Raw genomic sequence first — 17,234 nt, 5'->3', positions numbered from 1 at the left:
TTATTTTTCAGATGGTGTTCTACTGCCTAATGTATCAACTTCTGCACACCAACTTGCGTATAATATTGGTAAAGCTGAGTTGAAAGTATCATTTGCATCATCCGTTAATCTAGTGAGGTTTGAAAATACTGTTTGGTCGAAATTCTTAATTGTATCAATTGTACAGAAACATAGGACAATATTTTTACCGTGCATATCTGATGTAATATGAAACTGTTTTTTTACAGATTTAGTTATTGTATTATAAGTTGAAAGGTTTATAATATTACCCGTATCACTTTCGATTATTGCTTCAATGGGATGTGTTTGCCATTCTAATTTTAGAACAACATCACCTTCAGGTGCGTCTGGTGGAATATAAGTACGAACATAAAAGTGAGCTATGCCGTTGACTTTTACTTGATGTGAAAACATCGTATAGAATGTTAAGTAACTTTCTTTATCATTTGGCATAGCGTCACAAACTAATGTTGGAGTTGTTGTTTTAACGGTTACATTATATGTTTTTGTTAGATCCAAACCAGATATTTTTACTTGATAATCTTCTAAATTATAATTATTTGGATTTGATATTGTTACAGTATAAGAACCATCTGAATTTTGTAATACATTAATTGTTGGTTCTTCGTCTGCGTATTTTCTAACAAAAACCCAATCGACAGATACTTTACATCCACTATATGATTTTAAAGTTATAGATTGGTTATTTAAACCTTTTTTAGAAGCACTCTGACCATAATGTCCATTAGCACTTACACCTACTTTATTTGGAGTATAATATGCTACAAAATAATCATACCCATCATTATGATTTATTGTTTCTATTTTTTCGTTAGGAGAGTATATTTCAACTGAAGAATCAAATCTCCAATAACATAGATTATTTCCAAATGAGTTTCCTTGATAAATACCAAACCAATGTGATGTATCACTCGTTGAAGATATATATTTAACTTTTGTTTCTATAATTATTGGTAAAGTAAATGATTTCTTAGAATGAATATCCCAATTATTACCAGTTATTGTTCCATTATTTATTGATGCACTTCCTGTCCATTTATTTGTATCTAATGAATTTCCATCAAAATCATCAAAAAATTCAAATATATTATCTGGATTAACCGGTTGTTTATTGCTATCTGGTGTAAATGTAACAGTAATAGATTTATTTGCTGGTATAGAACATTTTAACCAAACATTATTATCAAATACTGTATATGGTATTGGTTGTTCAAATTCTGTTGCTTCTAAAACATAATTAATTGTATTATGTCCAACAATATTTTGGCTTGTCATATCATCCCAAACGGTTGCTTCATTAACCAATTGAAACGAACCATCTGATAGGAATTTGAAATTATTAGGAATATTTCCCAAATTTTCCATCATTTTTTTTACTGTTCTTATAATTGTTTGATAAGTTTCATAATCAACCGTCATAATATCACCAAATCGATAGAAACATTATAATTGAAAGATGTAATTCTGGAATATGATAAATTTTGTATTAATGTTTGTTTATAAGTTTCTATTTCATCGAATTTTACTTCACATACTGGATTTATTTCTAATTGTTCTAAAAATTGTAATTTTTCAATTGAATCTACATATAAATCAAATGTCCATTTCTTTTGCGGTTTTCCTAAAACTTCATATTGTGAGCTGCCATCTATTGCTGGTTGATACGCTGCGTTTATATCTGGCTGCTTATTTCTATCAATTATTGGAAAAATATATTCTTTATCGTCAATTTTTATCCACAAACCACTATTTACTGGATGTAAATTATTATAAAGTTTTATTACATCATTATCTGATAATATATATGAGTTTATTTTACTTTTATTGTTTGTTAATGTAATATTAGTTATTATGTTTGTATTATTTACAGTCGCTGTTATAGTTTTGAAATCAACACTATTTATACCATCAACTTTACCTTTTGTATATCCATTATTATATTTACTTTGTAATAAAACTGCAATATTATATTTTTTTGTTATTATAGTTCCATCTGTTAATGTTATTTCACATATTACATTTTGTGTAGATGAATCATAACACATTTTAGTTGATTTTATCGATGAACCAGATTGTTGTGGATTTTTAGGATTATTTATATCTAAACCTTCTTCGCTATTCAAAAGAGAGTAATCACTATCATAATTTTTAGTATTATTATTATTATAGTTTGAAATATTACTATTATCATTATCGGTTGAATAATTGTGTAAATTGCCCATATTAAATCACCAAAAAAATAGAAGAAAGATTTTTATTATTCTGTTCCACCACCACTGCCCATTTGTATTTCATCATATAGGGCATTTTTATTGATTTTCAATATTTCTCTTCTATAACTATCATATACAATTACAACATCAAAGTTTTCTGGGGCATTATCATTAACTGTCAAAATATTATAATTTTTATATGGTGGTTCATCCGAAGTATATTCTGGTGTTGTATTATCACATATTATATTATTTATTCTTTCCATAGTTTTTGGGACAACTTTTATAAATGACAAATTGAAAGTATCTGTTTCATTTGCATCATCTGAATAAATATGAACTTTAAATCCATTCATTGGATCCCATTCAATCTTATTTAAATTACATTCTGTACAATCGCTTTTATTATATATCATCGGACTAACTATTGAACAAGAATTTGGTCCATTGGTCGGGGCTTCAATATAAGCATCGATTATATTACCATCACCGTCTTTTGTAACTGTTAGTGTTGAATCGACCGATACAACTTTGGCTATAATTGGAGATGTTATATATATTTTATTTGTATTGGGAATTGTATCATTTGTTGGTCCACCCGCTGGCATTTCAATCACCTATAAATTTGTTTTTTTAATAATTTATTCAAATGATTAGCTAATTGTTGCTCATCATAAGATTTACCAACAACATTAATTGCCACATTATAGTTGGTTTGCGTGTCTCCACCATAGTTGAGTACATTGCTCGTTGTAGGAGCTCTGCCTAATCGTGTATTAATTGCCATAGTGGTAGTTATGCCCCCAACTACATTTTGGATTTTAGATTTATGTTTATTTATCCCTTCTGCAATTGTATCTATAAAACCAGGACCTACTTTATCCAATCTGCTTAACGGTCCCTCTTTTGCAGGGCTGTGGGGTAGGTGGTTATCAATCCAATGAAGTAAATCCAATATTTTTTGCTTAATTTCATTTATTTTGCTTTCAATTCCATTTTTAAGTGAATTAATCATCCCTACACCAGCCTGATAAAATCTACGAGGTAATGATTTTAAGTAACTAATCATCTCATTAAATACTTTTTTTAACTTATCTCTAATTCCAAAGAGATTGTTATCCCATGCTGTTTTGAGTGGTGCAAATGGTCCGAGCAATGCGGTAAATAATGCTTTTTTAATATCCTTTGTATGCTTTTTAATCTCAGTAATTACCCATTTTAAAGCTCCTGCTAATTTACTTAATATCCCCTTTATTTTTTTAACAACTGCATTTATTGTATCCCTAATCCCAAACCAGTTATTTTTCCACGCTAAATATAAAGCTGCCACTGCAACAGCAACTGCAAGGATTATCAGAATAACAGGATTTATTGCTAACACAATGCCCCCTATTACGGTAATTACCGATGATATTACCCCTGAAACTGCACCAATTGCTGCACTTAATCCACCTATTGCACCAACTACTTCACTGATTGAAGAGATAGCCATTGCAAACCCGCCAACCACCAACAGAATAGGGCCAACTATTGCAGCTATTGCAGCTACCAATCCAACAAAAATTCCAATGGCTTTTTTAACTGGTGCAGGAAGATTGTTAAATATTTTTAACAATGGAAGAATGGCTTTAACTATCACTTTCCCAACGGTAGCCATCCCTTTTGAAATAGAGACAACAAACTTTTTTATAGCAGGCATGGCTTTAATGAGCTCATCTAAAAACTTTTTAATCTGTCCTTTATTGTCCTTAAAAATAGATAGTTTTATCCCTTCAATTGCTGATTTTAATGCCTGTATTTTATATTGAACTGTGTTTTTCATTTCATCTGCTGTCTTTTCTGCTTTTCCTTTTGAATCATCCAATACTTTTACATATTTTTTATAGGCATCTCCCCCCTGTGTTAGCATAATATTTATTGCAGTCCCTGCTTCCGTTCCAAATATCGATAATATTTGTGCCGAAGATAGTCCTTTCTTTTTTATTTCATCTAATATAGTCCCCATGCCTTTTAATTTTCCATTTGAATCGAGGACATTAATACCTAATGCTTTTAATTTATTTTGCACCCCCGTATTAACTAAGCGTGACAATACTTCCCTTAATGCAGTCCCTGCTTCTTCTCCTTTTTTTCCAGCTTTATATAGCATCATTAATGCAGCAGTTGTTTGCTCTAATGAATATCCCATTGAATTAGCCAGAGCTCCGACATATTTTAAAGAATATTGTAAATCACCAAGTCTTGCAGGGGAATTAGCAACAGCCTGTGAAAATACATCAATTATCCTCGCACTTTGAGATGCCTTCATATTGAACTGTGCAAGTGTTGAAATAATAATTTCAGATGATAGGTTTAAATCAGACTGTGTTGCCGTTGCAAGAGTTAAAACACTACCGAGCGATGCGTATATCTGTTTTGTTTTCATTCCTGCTGCTGCCATATTCCTCATGGCTTCTGCTACTTCTGATGCAGTATAGGCTGTTGTTGCACCATAATGCATCGCAAGTTGTGATAGTTTTGTAAAGTCTTGCTGTGATGCCCCCATAACTGCCTGAACTGTTTTCATTTGCTGTTCAAATTCTATTCCTTTATTTATTGCTGATGCCATTCCTGCAACAAAAGGAGTGGCAAATGCAGTCATTCCAGCACCAGCAACAGCTAAACCTTTACCTACTCTGTTAAATGTTTCTGCTATTCTTGCTGTTTTGTTTTTAATTACATCCATCTTCCTTTGAACCTTTTCCAATACAGCTGATGCCTTATCGACTGCTGAAATAATTATTTCCATATTTACCATATTATCAGCCTGTTAGTGCGTATATTTCACTGATTACAAAGATTATAAAAACTAAAATAAAGAATATTAACATAAGCACTCCAAAAATTAGAATAGTGTTTTTTTTCCATCTTTTTATATCAACGGGCATTATACCTCCTCAATAATTCTTTATATTTATTGTTTAATTCTGTTTTATCAACAACCTTTACCTTACAGCCTTTTTTCTCTGATTCTGTATCTGCTGAATTAACCGCAACTGCAATATTTATGTTAAATTCTACAACTGAAAGATTTAAAATGTCAGAAGGGAGACAGCCGTATCTTTGAGCAACAGCATCTAATAATTTACTGTTCTTTCTCACGAAAGGATGATATTTTTTTATCTGCTGTAAATTGTGATAATATATACTCCATTAATGCATCTTTATCCTTACCGTCTAACTGCTCCCATTTTATGCCTTTTGGTTCGATAATTGATTTTTCAACCAATTCAGGAACTACTTCAATTATTTTCTTAGTGTATTCTTTATTCGCTGATAACTTTTGCACATTCTCCTTTACTTCTTCTTTGTTTAGGTTTGTCATCTCCTGTATTGAGGGAATATCTCCCATCACTTTTAAAACATCTATTGAGGATAATGTTTTTATCTTGAATTTGAATCCACTGGGGAGCTCTACGGTAGTATATGCTTTTTTTAAGTATTCTTCAACAGTTACCATTTAACCACCTACTGAGGTATATATTCATAGAATATTATGTCTTCGTTAGCATTTGATAAAACAAACTCAATTTCTTCTTTAATATGTTCTTCCTTGCCTTCAAGTTTAAATTTTGGTTTATTAAGTATTGTTACATTTTTCATTTGTACGCCTTGCAGGTGTCCATCACTCCCTTTTATAAACCCTTGAAGGTTGAATTTTGGAACAATTGTTGGTTTTCCACTTTTTACACCTGCAACTGTTGAAACAGTAACTTTTGTATCTGAGCTCAGTGTGCCAGGGATTGCAATACTATCAATCTGTGAAAATAACAAACTTCCAACAATAGTTTCAAGGCAAGTATAATTGAAATTCTCAGTAATTGTATTACCAAATGCATCCTTTCCAGCAATTACAATCGCATCGGGAGTAATTGTTGGAACAGTAGTTCCACTTTTAGAGAGTGATATCTGTAAAATAGATGGGAGCGTTGGCTGTGCATCAGCTGTTGCCGTTTGGTCTGCACCAGTTCCAGCACCAGAATATAACGATTCAGCAGTTGATTCCATAGCATCAATTCCCATAAACATGCTCCAAAACTTATGTGTTCCTGCTATATCGGTGAATTTACCTTTAAAATCTATCTGCTGTGAAACATCTTTTATAATCCCCGCAGTAGTGGCTGTCTGCATTTCTTTATGATTCAATTCTGCTTCAAACTCTACAATTGCTATGCTTTCTCCATTAATAAATAACGTCCCGCCCCCTGTGTATCTCGCATATCCATCTCCATTAATATATGATGTAGAACCCATTATAATCACCTATTTGTAATCGTATATAAAAATGAAGGAATAATTATTTTTGTATCTTTGTTATTATCGTTAGATGTGGTAATCTGCTGAACTCCTTTTAACTTATTTAATATGTTTCTTGTCAGCTCGTCCCCCATTCCTTCATATTGTGAAACCTTTTGCATTTCGTATCTATCGACCTGTAATTCTTCCCAATATTGCCTTAATATTTCAGCTCCTGCATAATACATACATGCCCGTTTTAATAGTATCTTTGTATCTTCATCAGGATTCTCAATAAGTCCTACCTGTGCATCAATCCTTGATGATGCCACGGTTATTGCAGAATTAAGGTCGTTTTCAATGTCTTTATATTGAATTTTAAGTTTTAGAAAGTTGTAGAGCTCTGCGGGTGTGCAATATCCCATAATAACACCTTTAAATTACTGATTTTATTTCGGCAGTAGCATTTGGTCTTTGGATAACTGGAATAAATGAGAGCTCTGAAACCATATTAATTACACCCGTTGCCTTCATCTCATCAATGTATTTGAAAATAAGCGGGGTATCCTTATTTGCCTTTTGCAATATCTTTCCCTGCTGAACTTCTTTCCTTGTTGGATATGTTGCGATATATCCTGTTCCTCTTGATATTACATTAGATGCAACTGTTAAGTATACTGATGTGCTTGAAAACTTAGACAGCTCTTTATTATTTACGCTTTTAATTGATTCGGGAGCTTCAATAATAGTTAATCCTCTTAGTTTTATCAGCGTTCCATTTCCATCTACTGCGTTGGGCTGGATATATTTAATATAATCTCTTGTGTTTGCATTACTTGTCAGTGCATCAATCACATCCGCCTTAGCGATGAGGGCGTTTGGAATTAATCCAGATGCTTTTTTAACTGCTTTGATTGCATTATTTATTACCTTTATGGGGTCTTTTGTATCATCTGTCCATTTTGCTGATGAGGCATCTACCTTGTTGGAGGTTGGAATATTCGACACCAATTGGTTTTCAAATTCCGCCTCAATAGCATATCTTGCCGCATCCAATTCCTTAAAAACAGCATCCTGAACTAAATCCACAGGAGCGAGCCCCCTATCTTCACCCAACAAAGGTAAGGTTAGTGCATGAAGACCGCAAGTGTATGATTTTAATCCTTTTTCCAAATCTACTGTTTGAATTGATGCTCCTGCTGCTGTTGATGGAGTTGCAAAGATTGTGCTTTTATCAACAATTTCTGAAAATGTTTTTGATTTTACATTAGCAACTGGCATCACTTTTCTATATGGGAGCTCCGTGGTGTTGGTTTCATACTCCTTAATCATCCCCTTAATTGCTAATGAATTTAGTGCTGGGTTATTCCAATCAATTCCTGACATTTATACCACCTATAATTGTGAATCTTTAACAAAGTATATCGTTGATAAATCCTCTTTTGCGGTTGCATCTAAGCCTATACATTTGCTTTCAATAACAGCTCCTGCTATCGCATATATTATGTCTCTATCTTCATCTGCTGCATCAATATCACACAGTGCAATACCTCTTGCTACTTCTGTTCCGTCAGTAGCCGAGCTGTTATACGGTGAGAGCTCCCCTGATGCAGAAATAATCCCAATAACTGTTCCAGCAGATATTGCCTCTCCTGGTGCTGCATTTCCTTTGAGTGTGATTAATCCTTCTGTTGTATATAGCGGTGCATAATTAATCTTCATAATATCACCTTATAGCTCCCCATTTCTTAATTTTTGTAGATACTCCTCGGGGCTCATATTATTGGAATGGTTCCCTTCGCCTACTGCAAGGGCATCATTTTCCTTTGGTTTCAATGAATGAACTAATTCCGCAACTTTCAATGCATCATTGTTATCAATTGCTTCAATAAGCTGTTTTTCAACTTCTTCATCAATGTTATACTTGGAATGCAATTCAAGTAATGTTTTTGCCTTTTTAAATCCCCTTTCTTCTGCTGCTTTTAACTCTTTTGAATGTTCTGCTTTGAGCTCCCCAATAGTCTTAGAATGTGAAGCTGAAACAGACTGTATTTGTTTTTCCTTTTCTTCCAACTGCTGTTTTAAAAGGGTGTTTTCTTCCATTATTTTCTTAATCATCTCATCATCCATATTTTTCCTCCTTGAATGGTCTATAACTCCACAATCAGGGTCATCAGGTATAGTATATTGACACAGAGCTCCGCCCTTTGGAAGCACATCAATAATGTTTTCACCTAAATATGTAATCCAAAATGAGGGGCTAAAATACTTAATTTTACCTTCTTTAATTAAATCTACTACTGCTTTTGCCTTATTAAATATCCCCACTTCTGCAAAACCTTCATTTGTAGAATCATCCCACCATGTTTTCAGGAACTTCCCAACGATTGAATCCCCGTTCCAATCGTCATGGTCAATATCTAACAACTTACCTTCAAATTCATTAATTCTTTTTTTAACTAGTTCGGGGGGCTCTGGTAGGTTGGGTGTGTAGATTTTTAATTTAATGGTTTTAAAAATATCATAAAGGTCATTAGAATGGTTTGTAATATCTGTTATTTCCGTTATTGCATTTTCTATATATTCCCTCTGTGTTGCCACAAAACCACCTTAAAAAATAAAAAAATTAGAGTTTCTTTAAAACTATTTCTTTCAGAAACTCAACCTTACCTGTTAGATGTGCCACCACCAATTCCAATTCCCCCTGTTTTCCCTTTTATGGATCTAATTTCCTCTTTCAATTCGTCTATTTCCTTATCTTTTTTAGCAAGTTCTGCTTCTAACTTTGCAATCTTTTCATTTTGAGTATTCTCATGATAGAATTTTCTCATTTTTGTTTCAGCAACAACATCGTCGTATTCTTTCTCTTTTATTTTCTTTTCAGCAATCTTTTCAACCACATCAGATTTTCCCATCATAAGGTCATCTGGTGTGGGATTAACGGCTTGTGTTGCTTCTACTTTTTTTCCTCCAAACAATGCCATAATTTCACCTTTTTAGTTTTCCGTCATATGTAGGGCATGCCCTTCCCTACATATTTTCCCGTGTAGTTTAGCATTTAAAAATGCTAACTTAATTGGTTTATTTACATTAACTAATATACTTAATTAAAAAAATAAAAAAGTTGTTCATAAACTTGTTCATATTTGTTTATATGGTCTCCCATCTCTTTTATAATATAATATACCTTCTTTCAAAAAACGCTTATGCAACTGCCACGCCCACTTATAACTCATACCATATTTATTTGCAACTTCTTTAATACTCGTGCCTTTTTTGAACTCCCTTTCAATATCTTCTAACTTATATTTGTATTTCTTAATTTCCTCTTTATTTAGATACTCTAAATCGATTAAAAAATAAATTACTTCCCCGTTCAACCCTTTAACCTTTGCTAATAGTTTCTTTTTCATTAATTGTCTTAATCTCTGAGATATATTCCCCAACCCATTCCCCTTAGATATATTATAGTGTTTTTTTAGTTCTCTCGTTGAAATTGCTCCGCCGTTTGACCTTATTAATTTTAGTATTTCATCTTGTGAAACCATCTCTACCCCTTTTTATCTCAATTATTAATTTATCCCCATAGTCTTTGATGTCTAAAATATCTAAGAAATATTTGCTAACTGTCCTTATAATGTCTAATGCCATTTTTCCTTTTCTCTCAGTCATATAAATCAACTCACTTTATATTATCGAAGCTTGATGGGTAGAAGCTCCGATTACAAGATATCATCCTTCATAACTTCATCCAGGTAGTTGATAGAGCCAGCATCTATTTCATCAAAGAAATATCCCTTATCCTTAAAATCTTTAAGTGCTTTTCTTTCTGCTTCTCTATAATCATTAGCTTCGATTTCATATTCTACTGACACATCATCCCCCTCTATCGTCTCATAACATCCATGATCGACCCTTTTCCAGTTTTTATATCCACATAGTGTCATTTTATATTTTCTCATTTTTCCACCTCAAAAAGTTAAATAAATAATTAAAGTGCTTTAACTTCAAGATTTGTTCCTTTTCTTACAAGTCTAACTACAGGCTTATACTTCGGATACACTCTTGAACCCCATGCAATTAAATCTACCACCGTCTCATTTTGAGTTCGTTTAACAGGTATTGCTCGGTATATTTCCTTAACAAAAAAACTCCCTTTATCTCCAAACGGCGTAAGTTCAATATACTTTTTTCCATTGTAAGTGAAATGTTCAGTCTTATTCATTTCAGAAGTTGGTTGGTTGGTAACTACTGCATAACAATCATTTTCCACGCAGTAATCCTTCAATGTATAGAGTATAGCTTGAACATTGAGCAACACCTGACCTTTACCATGCATGCTTGAAACTGCAAATTTACCAAGAGCAGGAAGTCCAACAGAATCTAAAATCAAATAGTTATATCCCTTTGGAAGTTTCGAAGTTATGAAATTAACTAATCTATCAAAATTAATAATACACCTATAATCACATCCAGCGTCATTTAGCTCTTTGATTTGCTCCTTTGTCATGTTTCTTTCTGTGTCGATATAGATTACTTTTTTACCTGATTTTGCTCTTTCTACTGCAAATTTATATGCCGTAAATGTTTTTAAGCTTCTTGTTTCTCCATAAATCTCCATGATGTCTGGCATACCTAAATTTTTCTCAACAAAATCCATGCTTCTTACCTCTCCATTATTTTTCAACTTTTTAAACTCACCCCTTAACTTTAATTCATCTAACCACATCACAAATGCCGAGCTTTCATTAATCAAACCGTTATGTTTTTTAATTATTTCTTTAACATCCTTCTTAATCGCTTCGGGCTTTATTTCTTTTTTATAAATATTATAGTGTGCCTGTGCAGCTAAATCATATTTACACATTTTAAATCCCTCCTTGTTGCTAAATATCTTCTCATTCTTTTTTTATCATTTTCATCAATCTTCTCTTTTATAGCCTGATACTCCAACTGATTGATAACTTTTAATACAGCTCCTGTTAATTTTAATAATTCCGCTTTTTTTATAACTTCTTTCTTACTTCGAACTGCTCCATAACTAACTATTTTACCATTTTTTATTACTGCATAATAATATCCCATAGCATCACCTTACTTGATGAATATTGCATCTCTATGTCCAACATGTAGTTTGAATTTAGCTTCCGATTCCATTGCTGCGGCAAGCCTCTTTGCTTTATATAACGATTCTACTGCCCCGTGCTCATCACCTGACATCCATTGTTGTTTTGCTTTTTCCACATAAAACTCCAATTTATTGAAATCCATCATTTTACCACCTCTAAATATTCTCCATTTTCAACTCTTTTTATAAATCCGTCCCTTTCCATCTCGTTTATTATGTCGTTAAACTCTGAGTAAGAGCCGCATCCTGATACAAAATATGTTGTTAATGTTTTGGCTCTTCCATTTCTGCTATTTAAGAAATCAATAATTCGTTCTTTCATTATTTCACCGAAACATTTTTATCTTAGAAAAGTTAAAAGAAAAAGTGGTTAAGGCACTAATGGTTGAGCTAAAAATGCATCCAAACCTTCATGCTCATCCACTTTTCTATTTTTGCGTTTTGCCTTTCTTGCAGGAGCTCTGGAACTCCTGCTTTTTAAAGGCTTATCGATATTTTTAGCACATGTTTTTCCGTATGGTTTTCCGTTAATCCACACAGGATGTTTTAACGGTTTGCCGCATCTGGCACATATTATCTCTTCTTCTGTCATGTTTTCACCTCTTTTTGTAATTCTTTTGCGATTAATCCGCAAGTATATGGACCGAAATGCAACTGTTCTCTAACTTCCCAAGCCCAATCCCATTCCTCTTTTGTTACTTTTACATCCCCATAAAATACCCTCCTACAAAACTTTTCAAATCTACTCCATTTTTCACTTAGAAGCTCTTTTGCCAGTTCAATTCTTAGATATTCTATCTCTGGGTGGGTGGCTGCCAACTTACTTAACCCTCTTATTACTCTTAGAAGGTCTGCGTATTCCTCTTTAGTTACTTCTTGCTGGGAGATTCCTCTCCACTTCTTACCTTTATGGTATCCAACTGTTCCATCTGGTCTTGTGTATTTCCAATATTTTTCTGTCATGCTTTCACCTCGTGGGTTAGTTGTATTTTTTTAAACTATTTTTATATTTTAAACTCTTTGCTTTTTTGCAAATAGTAATATTGTTAAACTATTATTTATAACTTTCTATTTAATTTTTTTAATATACCATTTAGAAAAGTCAATAGTATAAGTTATAAAATATACATTGACATCCCAAAACTAACTAAAAATAGATACTTTTTAATACAAGCATAGTTTTATAATGTAATAGGAACTGTTAAACTATTAAAAAAAGGATAATACAAACATAAGTGAAGTTATAAAATTATTTTAAATACAAAGGAAGAGACTCTTTAAAAAACTAAAAGTTTATAATTATTGAAATAGGTCGGTGTTCATGCGGTGTGTTTATTGTGGTAATCCCAGCCCTAATATATCAATGCTTTCAGCAAAATCAAAAAAAATTAAGATACCATTGAATAAACTAATCGATATGTCTTTTTCATACGATTACAATGTTTCAGCACCCTTGCTTGTGGATTGTGGCTATTGCGGTAGATGTTATGAATTGATAGCAAATAGTAAAGAAAATAAAAAATTTTTAAAAATCCAAACAGAAGATGCACTTAATCACATTCCTGATAAAAGATTAAGGCATTTTGCAATATTATTTGCCAAGTATGGTATCGGTGTCGATGAACTGTTAAATGGCGTTTATTCTATTGTTGTGCCTTATTCGATGTACAATAGAATGAAAAGAGGTATTTCCAAAAAATCAAAAAAGGTATATTTTGAAATGCACATTTTGTTTAATGTGAAAAACCAAAATTATGCATTGGTAACCTATCGAAATTATAAAAACGGAGAAAATATCCCTTTTACCATAGAAAAAATAGGGGGATACTATGAGTGAGATTTTGAAGTATAATAAATTAGAAAAACTTAAAGAATTAATAGAATCAATGAAAGGAAAAACAATTCTTACCACCAAAGATTTGGTTTTGATAATTTTATATGCTCAAAACAAGCCAATATATGGTAGGACATTGCTATTTAAAGAAATTTTCCTATTATATATGGAAGTCTTAAAAGATTACAATGATTTTGAAATTCAAAACCCAAATTTTATTCCACATCATTACGGACCATATAGTTTTGATATTGCAGAGATTCTTAATCAACTTGAATGGTTTGGATATATACAAAGAATTGGAAGAAAAAACTCAACATCAGAAAAGTTTGAACTTACGGATAAGGGTAAAAATGAAATAAAAGAGACTTTTGAAAAACTTCCTGATAAATTAAAAAAAGAGATAAAGAGAAAAAGGAAGGGATGGGACCAGTTAGGAACTGATGGTATTCTTAGATATGTGTATCAAAACTATGAAAAATATAAAGAAAAATCGAAAATTAAAAATAAATATAAAGACATAATTTGGGGGTGTGGTAGGGCATGATAGTAGTAAAACCATTAAATATTGACGATTCACCAAAATATACATATAGAACAAGAGTGGCTAAAATAAAGATTAGTAGTTCAGTATCTATTGAAACGCCAATAAGAGCAATAACTAACTCAGAAATGAATGCAAAAAAAACAATACCTACTCCAGTAGAAATTAATGCTGAAATTGGAGGGGTTATTTTAAAATTTACCGATAAAAGAACACGAAATATTAAAGATTTTATCTCCAAAAATAAAAAATTTAATGACATTAAAAAAGTTGTGATTTCACATTTAGTTACAATGCAATATTTTAATTTGAGATATGTATTACTACAACCAACATCCTCTGCTTTGAATTATTTACATACTTCGGATAGTATTCTCGAAAAATTTATACGATTACAATGCATATTACAAAAGGACATTGAAGAGTATAATTTAAATATAATCACTATCCCCTGGCTAAACTTACCTATTGAAAAATTTAAACAGGTTCATAAAAAATATGTGGAGAGTAATCCTAATAAAACAATAATGCCAGTTATTGACCCAGGATGTGATGAAAACTTATTAAATGATATATTGGAGTATGTAATTTCGTGTGAAGATAATGACACTTTAAATTTAATTGGGATATTATATAAATCTTTTAGAAACTATAGGGTTAGTTACGATACAATATGGAACTCATTATATGATAAAAATATTGGAATAGTTATGTTAGATGTAAAACGAAGTCTATCTTCCTTATACAATGTATCGGGAGTTCATTATGGAGAGTTTGTTGTAGGCGATATATTATCCTCATATGTTGGTGTTGGGGGTCCCATCCAAAAAACCGTTAATCCAAAGCCAATAGGTCAGGAACTCAAATTATTTAGAAAAAGGCTTTTGGATGTTACCTCCCTTAGTAATGAAATAATATCCAACCCTAAATGGGTTGATGATATTATCTTAGAAACTAATGAAAAGTCTATAAAAAACCCACTATTAAATTATCAAGAAGCTGAGCATGATAAAAATAAAAAACAATACTTCATGCAATATTAAAGTTTCATGAGTTTAAATCCAGCAGAGACGAGTTTTTAACATCCCAAAAATATATCAAACAAAATGATACCTTGGATTATATACAAGATAAAAAAACGCTAAGAAATCTATTTAATCAAACTAAGATTTAATATATGTTAAATTGAACTATTGAAGTTCCATTATATTCGGTGTCTTAACTAATAACAGAAATGCTATATATTGCTATAAATTACAAAGGTATAATCGGAGCTCCGATAATATAAAAATAAGGATTAAAATATAATCTATATCTATTAGTTATATTCCTCGCCAATTGTTGTTCCATCATCTAATTGGTATCTAGTGCCTAATCCATTGGCAAGATATGACTTATAAGCCACATTACCATATTTCCAACCACTATCTATATCTACAAAATCTATAACTATACGCATGTTATTATTGGGGCAATACATATTATATTTATGATATATATCCTTAGCCATAATTACAAATGCCTTCATATCATCTTTTTTAACTCTTTTTGAATAGATGGTCATGACAAAATTACCGTGGTCAGTAATATTAAAGTTATAAAAATATGACATTACATATTTATCATTAAATATTTTAGTCCCTTCTTCCTCTAAAAATTGTTTAACATTGTTGTTTAAATCTTGGGGGACACCATTTCCTACAACCCCACCACCTTGGTCATATAATTGTTTTTTTCCTTTATTAATGGGTCATTCATGTTAATATATATTTTATTTGTTAATGTAGTATAATGAGTAGTATGATATGGTTGGATATCAGGGTGAAATTTTACAATGCTGGATTGTTCAGGGGAAGACATGCAACCGCACATGCATGCAGTTATAATTCCAATAACTGCCATAACAACCATGGATTTTTTCAACATAGACATCACCTTTATAGATTTTAAATTCTATATTTATTTTTACTATATACTATTATTATAGTATATACCCAAGAAAAATATAATATGAAAATAAGAATAATATAATAATATAATAATAAATAAAGGATAAATAGGGCTTAAAAGTATGATAATAAGGGTGATAACAAATGATAACGAAAAAGCCAATATTTGCCATTTGGTTATTATTTCTAAAATATTGAGTAAATAAGGCTTAAAAGTATGAAAACGGACGTTAATTACGCTCATTTTCATACTTATATCCTTTATAATTGCTTGTTTTCAAATTAATAAATTGCAATCTCAATGGATTATGCTTAAAAGTATGATAATAGGTTTTATTATGTGCTATTATCAGGGTTTTAATTTAAAGTAATCGGTTATTTCGAAAAATAACATTGTTTTACCGCGTTATGTTTTTTTGTTATCAAGTATTATCACCCTTATTATCATACTTTTAAGTTTAAATTATTCTTATTTTTTAAAATTAAAGAAGCTATGTTTTTATTATCACATTGCATAATAAACACAATATATTTATTTTATATTTTAATCATATTCTGCAACAATATTTTGAATTTTTAAAAACTGGTTATCTGGAATATCCTTAAATTTATCATCTAATTTATAGAATATTAACGCCTGTCGCCCTTTTTTAGTTATTTTATAGTATGATTTTGGAAGTTTATATCCTTCTTTTTCTTCCCACTTTTCTACCAGTCCCGCATTTACAAGCTCATTTAATAATTTACTTAGATTACTTTGATTTATATTTATAATCCTTAAAATCTGCCCAAAATACATTTCTTCATTTTTATTAAGTAATTCTAATATTTCTTTAATGTGTTTTTTTGCTAATAATTTTATCATCTTCATTATATTCACCTCACTTAATGACATAAAAAAACAACTGTCATTTTAAACTTATGTATATATTTGTTTTAAGTGTATATATTGAAATATTGTATTTTTTAAAACTATTTTATAAAAACCAAAAAATTTATATAGTAGTTTAATAATTTTATTATTTGTAAAAAAACAAATAGTTATATCTTAACAAATGGTGAATATTATGATAATCAAAAAACCAAACTGGAAAAAATCACGGGAAATTTATCCAACACTCCTTGTAAAATTAAAACCACAAGGTGGTGGAGCATCTGCAATAGTTCCCCCAGAATACGGTGGAGAGTATGCACTATTAACGGTACTGACAAAAGAAGATGCTAAAAAATTAGGATTAAGCGAAACCCTTTAAAAAATAAAAAAGAGGAG

At 31.2% G+C, this 17,234-nt stretch carries 28 protein-coding genes; 4 read left to right on the top strand and 24 right to left on the bottom strand.

Annotation, left to right across the window (positions count from 1 at the left end):
* From METOK_RS01575 to METOK_RS01480, 21 genes are all read right to left on the bottom strand, one after another.
* Nucleotides 1–1,440 (bottom strand): DUF2341 domain-containing protein, encoded by a 1,440-nt coding sequence (locus METOK_RS01575; RefSeq protein ID WP_013866496.1) that lies wholly within the window; start codon nt 1,438–1,440, stop codon nt 1–3.
* Complete coding sequence (locus tag METOK_RS01570) at nt 1,437–2,243, bottom strand: hypothetical protein (RefSeq protein WP_013866495.1); 807 nt, start codon at nt 2,241–2,243, stop codon at nt 1,437–1,439. Before METOK_RS01570 ends, METOK_RS01575 begins: the two co-directional genes overlap by 4 nt.
* A gap of 35 nt (nt 2,244–2,278) precedes the next feature.
* Nucleotides 2,279–2,842, bottom strand: coding sequence for a hypothetical protein (locus tag METOK_RS01565; protein ID WP_013866494.1), 564 nt, complete (start codon nt 2,840–2,842; stop codon nt 2,279–2,281).
* Nucleotides 2,843–2,847: 5 nt separating this feature from the next.
* A complete protein-coding gene (locus tag METOK_RS01560; RefSeq protein WP_013866493.1) occupies nt 2,848–5,031 on the bottom strand; it encodes a phage tail tape measure protein in 2,184 nt (727 codons plus the stop codon).
* A gap of 119 nt (nt 5,032–5,150) precedes the next feature.
* Nucleotides 5,151–5,375 (bottom strand): hypothetical protein, encoded by a 225-nt coding sequence (locus METOK_RS01555; RefSeq protein ID WP_013866491.1) that lies wholly within the window; start codon nt 5,373–5,375, stop codon nt 5,151–5,153.
* A complete protein-coding gene (locus METOK_RS01550; protein ID WP_013866490.1) occupies nt 5,359–5,733 on the bottom strand; it encodes a hypothetical protein in 375 nt (124 codons plus the stop codon). Before METOK_RS01550 ends, METOK_RS01555 begins: the two co-directional genes overlap by 17 nt.
* Nucleotides 5,734–5,741: 8 nt before the next feature.
* Nucleotides 5,742–6,527, bottom strand: coding sequence for a hypothetical protein (locus tag METOK_RS01545; protein WP_013866489.1), 786 nt, complete (start codon nt 6,525–6,527; stop codon nt 5,742–5,744).
* A 5-nt stretch (nt 6,528–6,532) separates the two neighbouring features.
* Nucleotides 6,533–6,934, bottom strand: a complete 402-nt coding sequence (locus METOK_RS01540) for a hypothetical protein (protein WP_013866488.1) — start codon at nt 6,932–6,934, stop codon at nt 6,533–6,535.
* Between the two features lie 10 nt (nt 6,935–6,944).
* Nucleotides 6,945–7,895, bottom strand: coding sequence for a major capsid protein (locus METOK_RS01535; RefSeq protein WP_013866487.1), 951 nt, complete (start codon nt 7,893–7,895; stop codon nt 6,945–6,947).
* A 9-nt stretch (nt 7,896–7,904) separates the two neighbouring features.
* Nucleotides 7,905–8,231: a head decoration protein gene (locus METOK_RS01530; RefSeq protein ID WP_013866486.1), complete on the bottom strand. Its 327-nt coding sequence runs from the start codon at nt 8,229–8,231 to the stop codon at nt 7,905–7,907.
* 9 nt (nt 8,232–8,240) lie between these two features.
* Complete coding sequence (locus METOK_RS01525) at nt 8,241–9,110, bottom strand: hypothetical protein (RefSeq protein WP_013866485.1); 870 nt, start codon at nt 9,108–9,110, stop codon at nt 8,241–8,243.
* Between the two features lie 65 nt (nt 9,111–9,175).
* Complete coding sequence (locus METOK_RS01520; protein WP_013866484.1) at nt 9,176–9,493, bottom strand: hypothetical protein; 318 nt, start codon at nt 9,491–9,493, stop codon at nt 9,176–9,178.
* Between the two features lie 156 nt (nt 9,494–9,649).
* Complete coding sequence (locus METOK_RS01515) at nt 9,650–10,057, bottom strand: hypothetical protein (RefSeq protein ID WP_013866483.1); 408 nt, start codon at nt 10,055–10,057, stop codon at nt 9,650–9,652.
* Nucleotides 10,041–10,181: a hypothetical protein gene (locus METOK_RS08695; protein WP_013866482.1), complete on the bottom strand. Its 141-nt coding sequence runs from the start codon at nt 10,179–10,181 to the stop codon at nt 10,041–10,043. Before METOK_RS08695 ends, METOK_RS01515 begins: the two co-directional genes overlap by 17 nt.
* A 50-nt stretch (nt 10,182–10,231) precedes the next feature.
* Complete coding sequence (locus METOK_RS08610) at nt 10,232–10,384, bottom strand: hypothetical protein (protein WP_157198858.1); 153 nt, start codon at nt 10,382–10,384, stop codon at nt 10,232–10,234.
* A 116-nt stretch (nt 10,385–10,500) separates the two neighbouring features.
* The gene (locus METOK_RS01505; RefSeq protein ID WP_013866480.1) at nt 10,501–11,376 is read right to left on the bottom strand and encodes a hypothetical protein; all 876 of its coding nucleotides are present in this window, start codon (nt 11,374–11,376) and stop codon (nt 10,501–10,503) included.
* The gene (locus METOK_RS01500) at nt 11,358–11,594 is read right to left on the bottom strand and encodes a hypothetical protein (protein WP_013866479.1); all 237 of its coding nucleotides are present in this window, start codon (nt 11,592–11,594) and stop codon (nt 11,358–11,360) included. The genes METOK_RS01505 and METOK_RS01500 overlap by 19 nt, the downstream gene beginning before the upstream one ends.
* A gap of 9 nt (nt 11,595–11,603) precedes the next feature.
* Complete coding sequence (locus METOK_RS01495) at nt 11,604–11,783, bottom strand: hypothetical protein (RefSeq protein WP_013866478.1); 180 nt, start codon at nt 11,781–11,783, stop codon at nt 11,604–11,606.
* Entirely contained in the window at nt 11,780–11,959 is a 180-nt protein-coding gene (locus tag METOK_RS01490) for a hypothetical protein (RefSeq protein ID WP_013866477.1), read from the bottom strand. The genes METOK_RS01495 and METOK_RS01490 overlap by 4 nt, the downstream gene beginning before the upstream one ends.
* Nucleotides 11,960–12,007: 48 nt before the next feature.
* Nucleotides 12,008–12,229: a hypothetical protein gene (locus METOK_RS01485; RefSeq protein WP_013866476.1), complete on the bottom strand. Its 222-nt coding sequence runs from the start codon at nt 12,227–12,229 to the stop codon at nt 12,008–12,010.
* Entirely contained in the window at nt 12,226–12,600 is a 375-nt protein-coding gene (locus tag METOK_RS01480; protein ID WP_013866475.1) for a hypothetical protein, read from the bottom strand. Before METOK_RS01480 ends, METOK_RS01485 begins: the two co-directional genes overlap by 4 nt.
* A gap of 358 nt (nt 12,601–12,958) precedes the next feature.
* Here METOK_RS01480 and METOK_RS01475 point away from each other — a divergent pair, with 358 nt between their 5' ends.
* The 3 genes from METOK_RS01475 to METOK_RS01465 are packed head-to-tail and all read left to right on the top strand — an operon-like array spanning nt 12,959 to nt 15,058.
* Nucleotides 12,959–13,474, top strand: a complete 516-nt coding sequence (locus METOK_RS01475) for a hypothetical protein (RefSeq protein WP_013866474.1) — start codon at nt 12,959–12,961, stop codon at nt 13,472–13,474.
* The gene (locus tag METOK_RS01470; protein ID WP_013866473.1) at nt 13,467–14,018 is read left to right on the top strand and encodes a hypothetical protein; all 552 of its coding nucleotides are present in this window, start codon (nt 13,467–13,469) and stop codon (nt 14,016–14,018) included. The genes METOK_RS01475 and METOK_RS01470 overlap by 8 nt, the downstream gene beginning before the upstream one ends.
* Nucleotides 14,015–15,058, top strand: coding sequence for a hypothetical protein (locus METOK_RS01465; protein WP_013866472.1), 1,044 nt, complete (start codon nt 14,015–14,017; stop codon nt 15,056–15,058). Before METOK_RS01470 ends, METOK_RS01465 begins: the two co-directional genes overlap by 4 nt.
* Nucleotides 15,059–15,333: 275 nt before the next feature.
* Here the strand turns inward: METOK_RS01465 and METOK_RS01460 are convergent, their stop codons facing one another.
* From METOK_RS01460 to METOK_RS01450, 3 genes are all read right to left on the bottom strand, one after another.
* Nucleotides 15,334–15,579, bottom strand: a complete 246-nt coding sequence (locus METOK_RS01460) for a hypothetical protein (RefSeq protein WP_048057827.1) — start codon at nt 15,577–15,579, stop codon at nt 15,334–15,336.
* A gap of 134 nt (nt 15,580–15,713) precedes the next feature.
* On the bottom strand, nt 15,714–15,941 hold the full coding sequence (locus METOK_RS01455) for a hypothetical protein (RefSeq protein WP_013866470.1): 228 nt from the start codon (nt 15,939–15,941) through the stop codon (nt 15,714–15,716).
* A gap of 567 nt (nt 15,942–16,508) precedes the next feature.
* Nucleotides 16,509–16,835: a winged helix-turn-helix domain-containing protein gene (locus tag METOK_RS01450; RefSeq protein WP_232210830.1), complete on the bottom strand. Its 327-nt coding sequence runs from the start codon at nt 16,833–16,835 to the stop codon at nt 16,509–16,511.
* Nucleotides 16,836–17,031: 196 nt separating this feature from the next.
* Here METOK_RS01450 and METOK_RS01445 point away from each other — a divergent pair, with 196 nt between their 5' ends.
* Entirely contained in the window at nt 17,032–17,217 is a 186-nt protein-coding gene (locus METOK_RS01445; protein ID WP_048057826.1) for a DUF2080 family transposase-associated protein, read from the top strand.
* Nucleotides 17,218–17,234: the final 17 nt, after the last annotated feature.

This window comes from Methanothermococcus okinawensis IH1 (assembly GCF_000179575.2).
GTDB classification, from domain to species: Archaea; AGJL01; Methanococci; order Methanococcales; family Methanococcaceae; genus Methanofervidicoccus; species Methanofervidicoccus okinawensis.
This window is presented reverse-complemented; position numbering and strand designations above follow the sequence as displayed.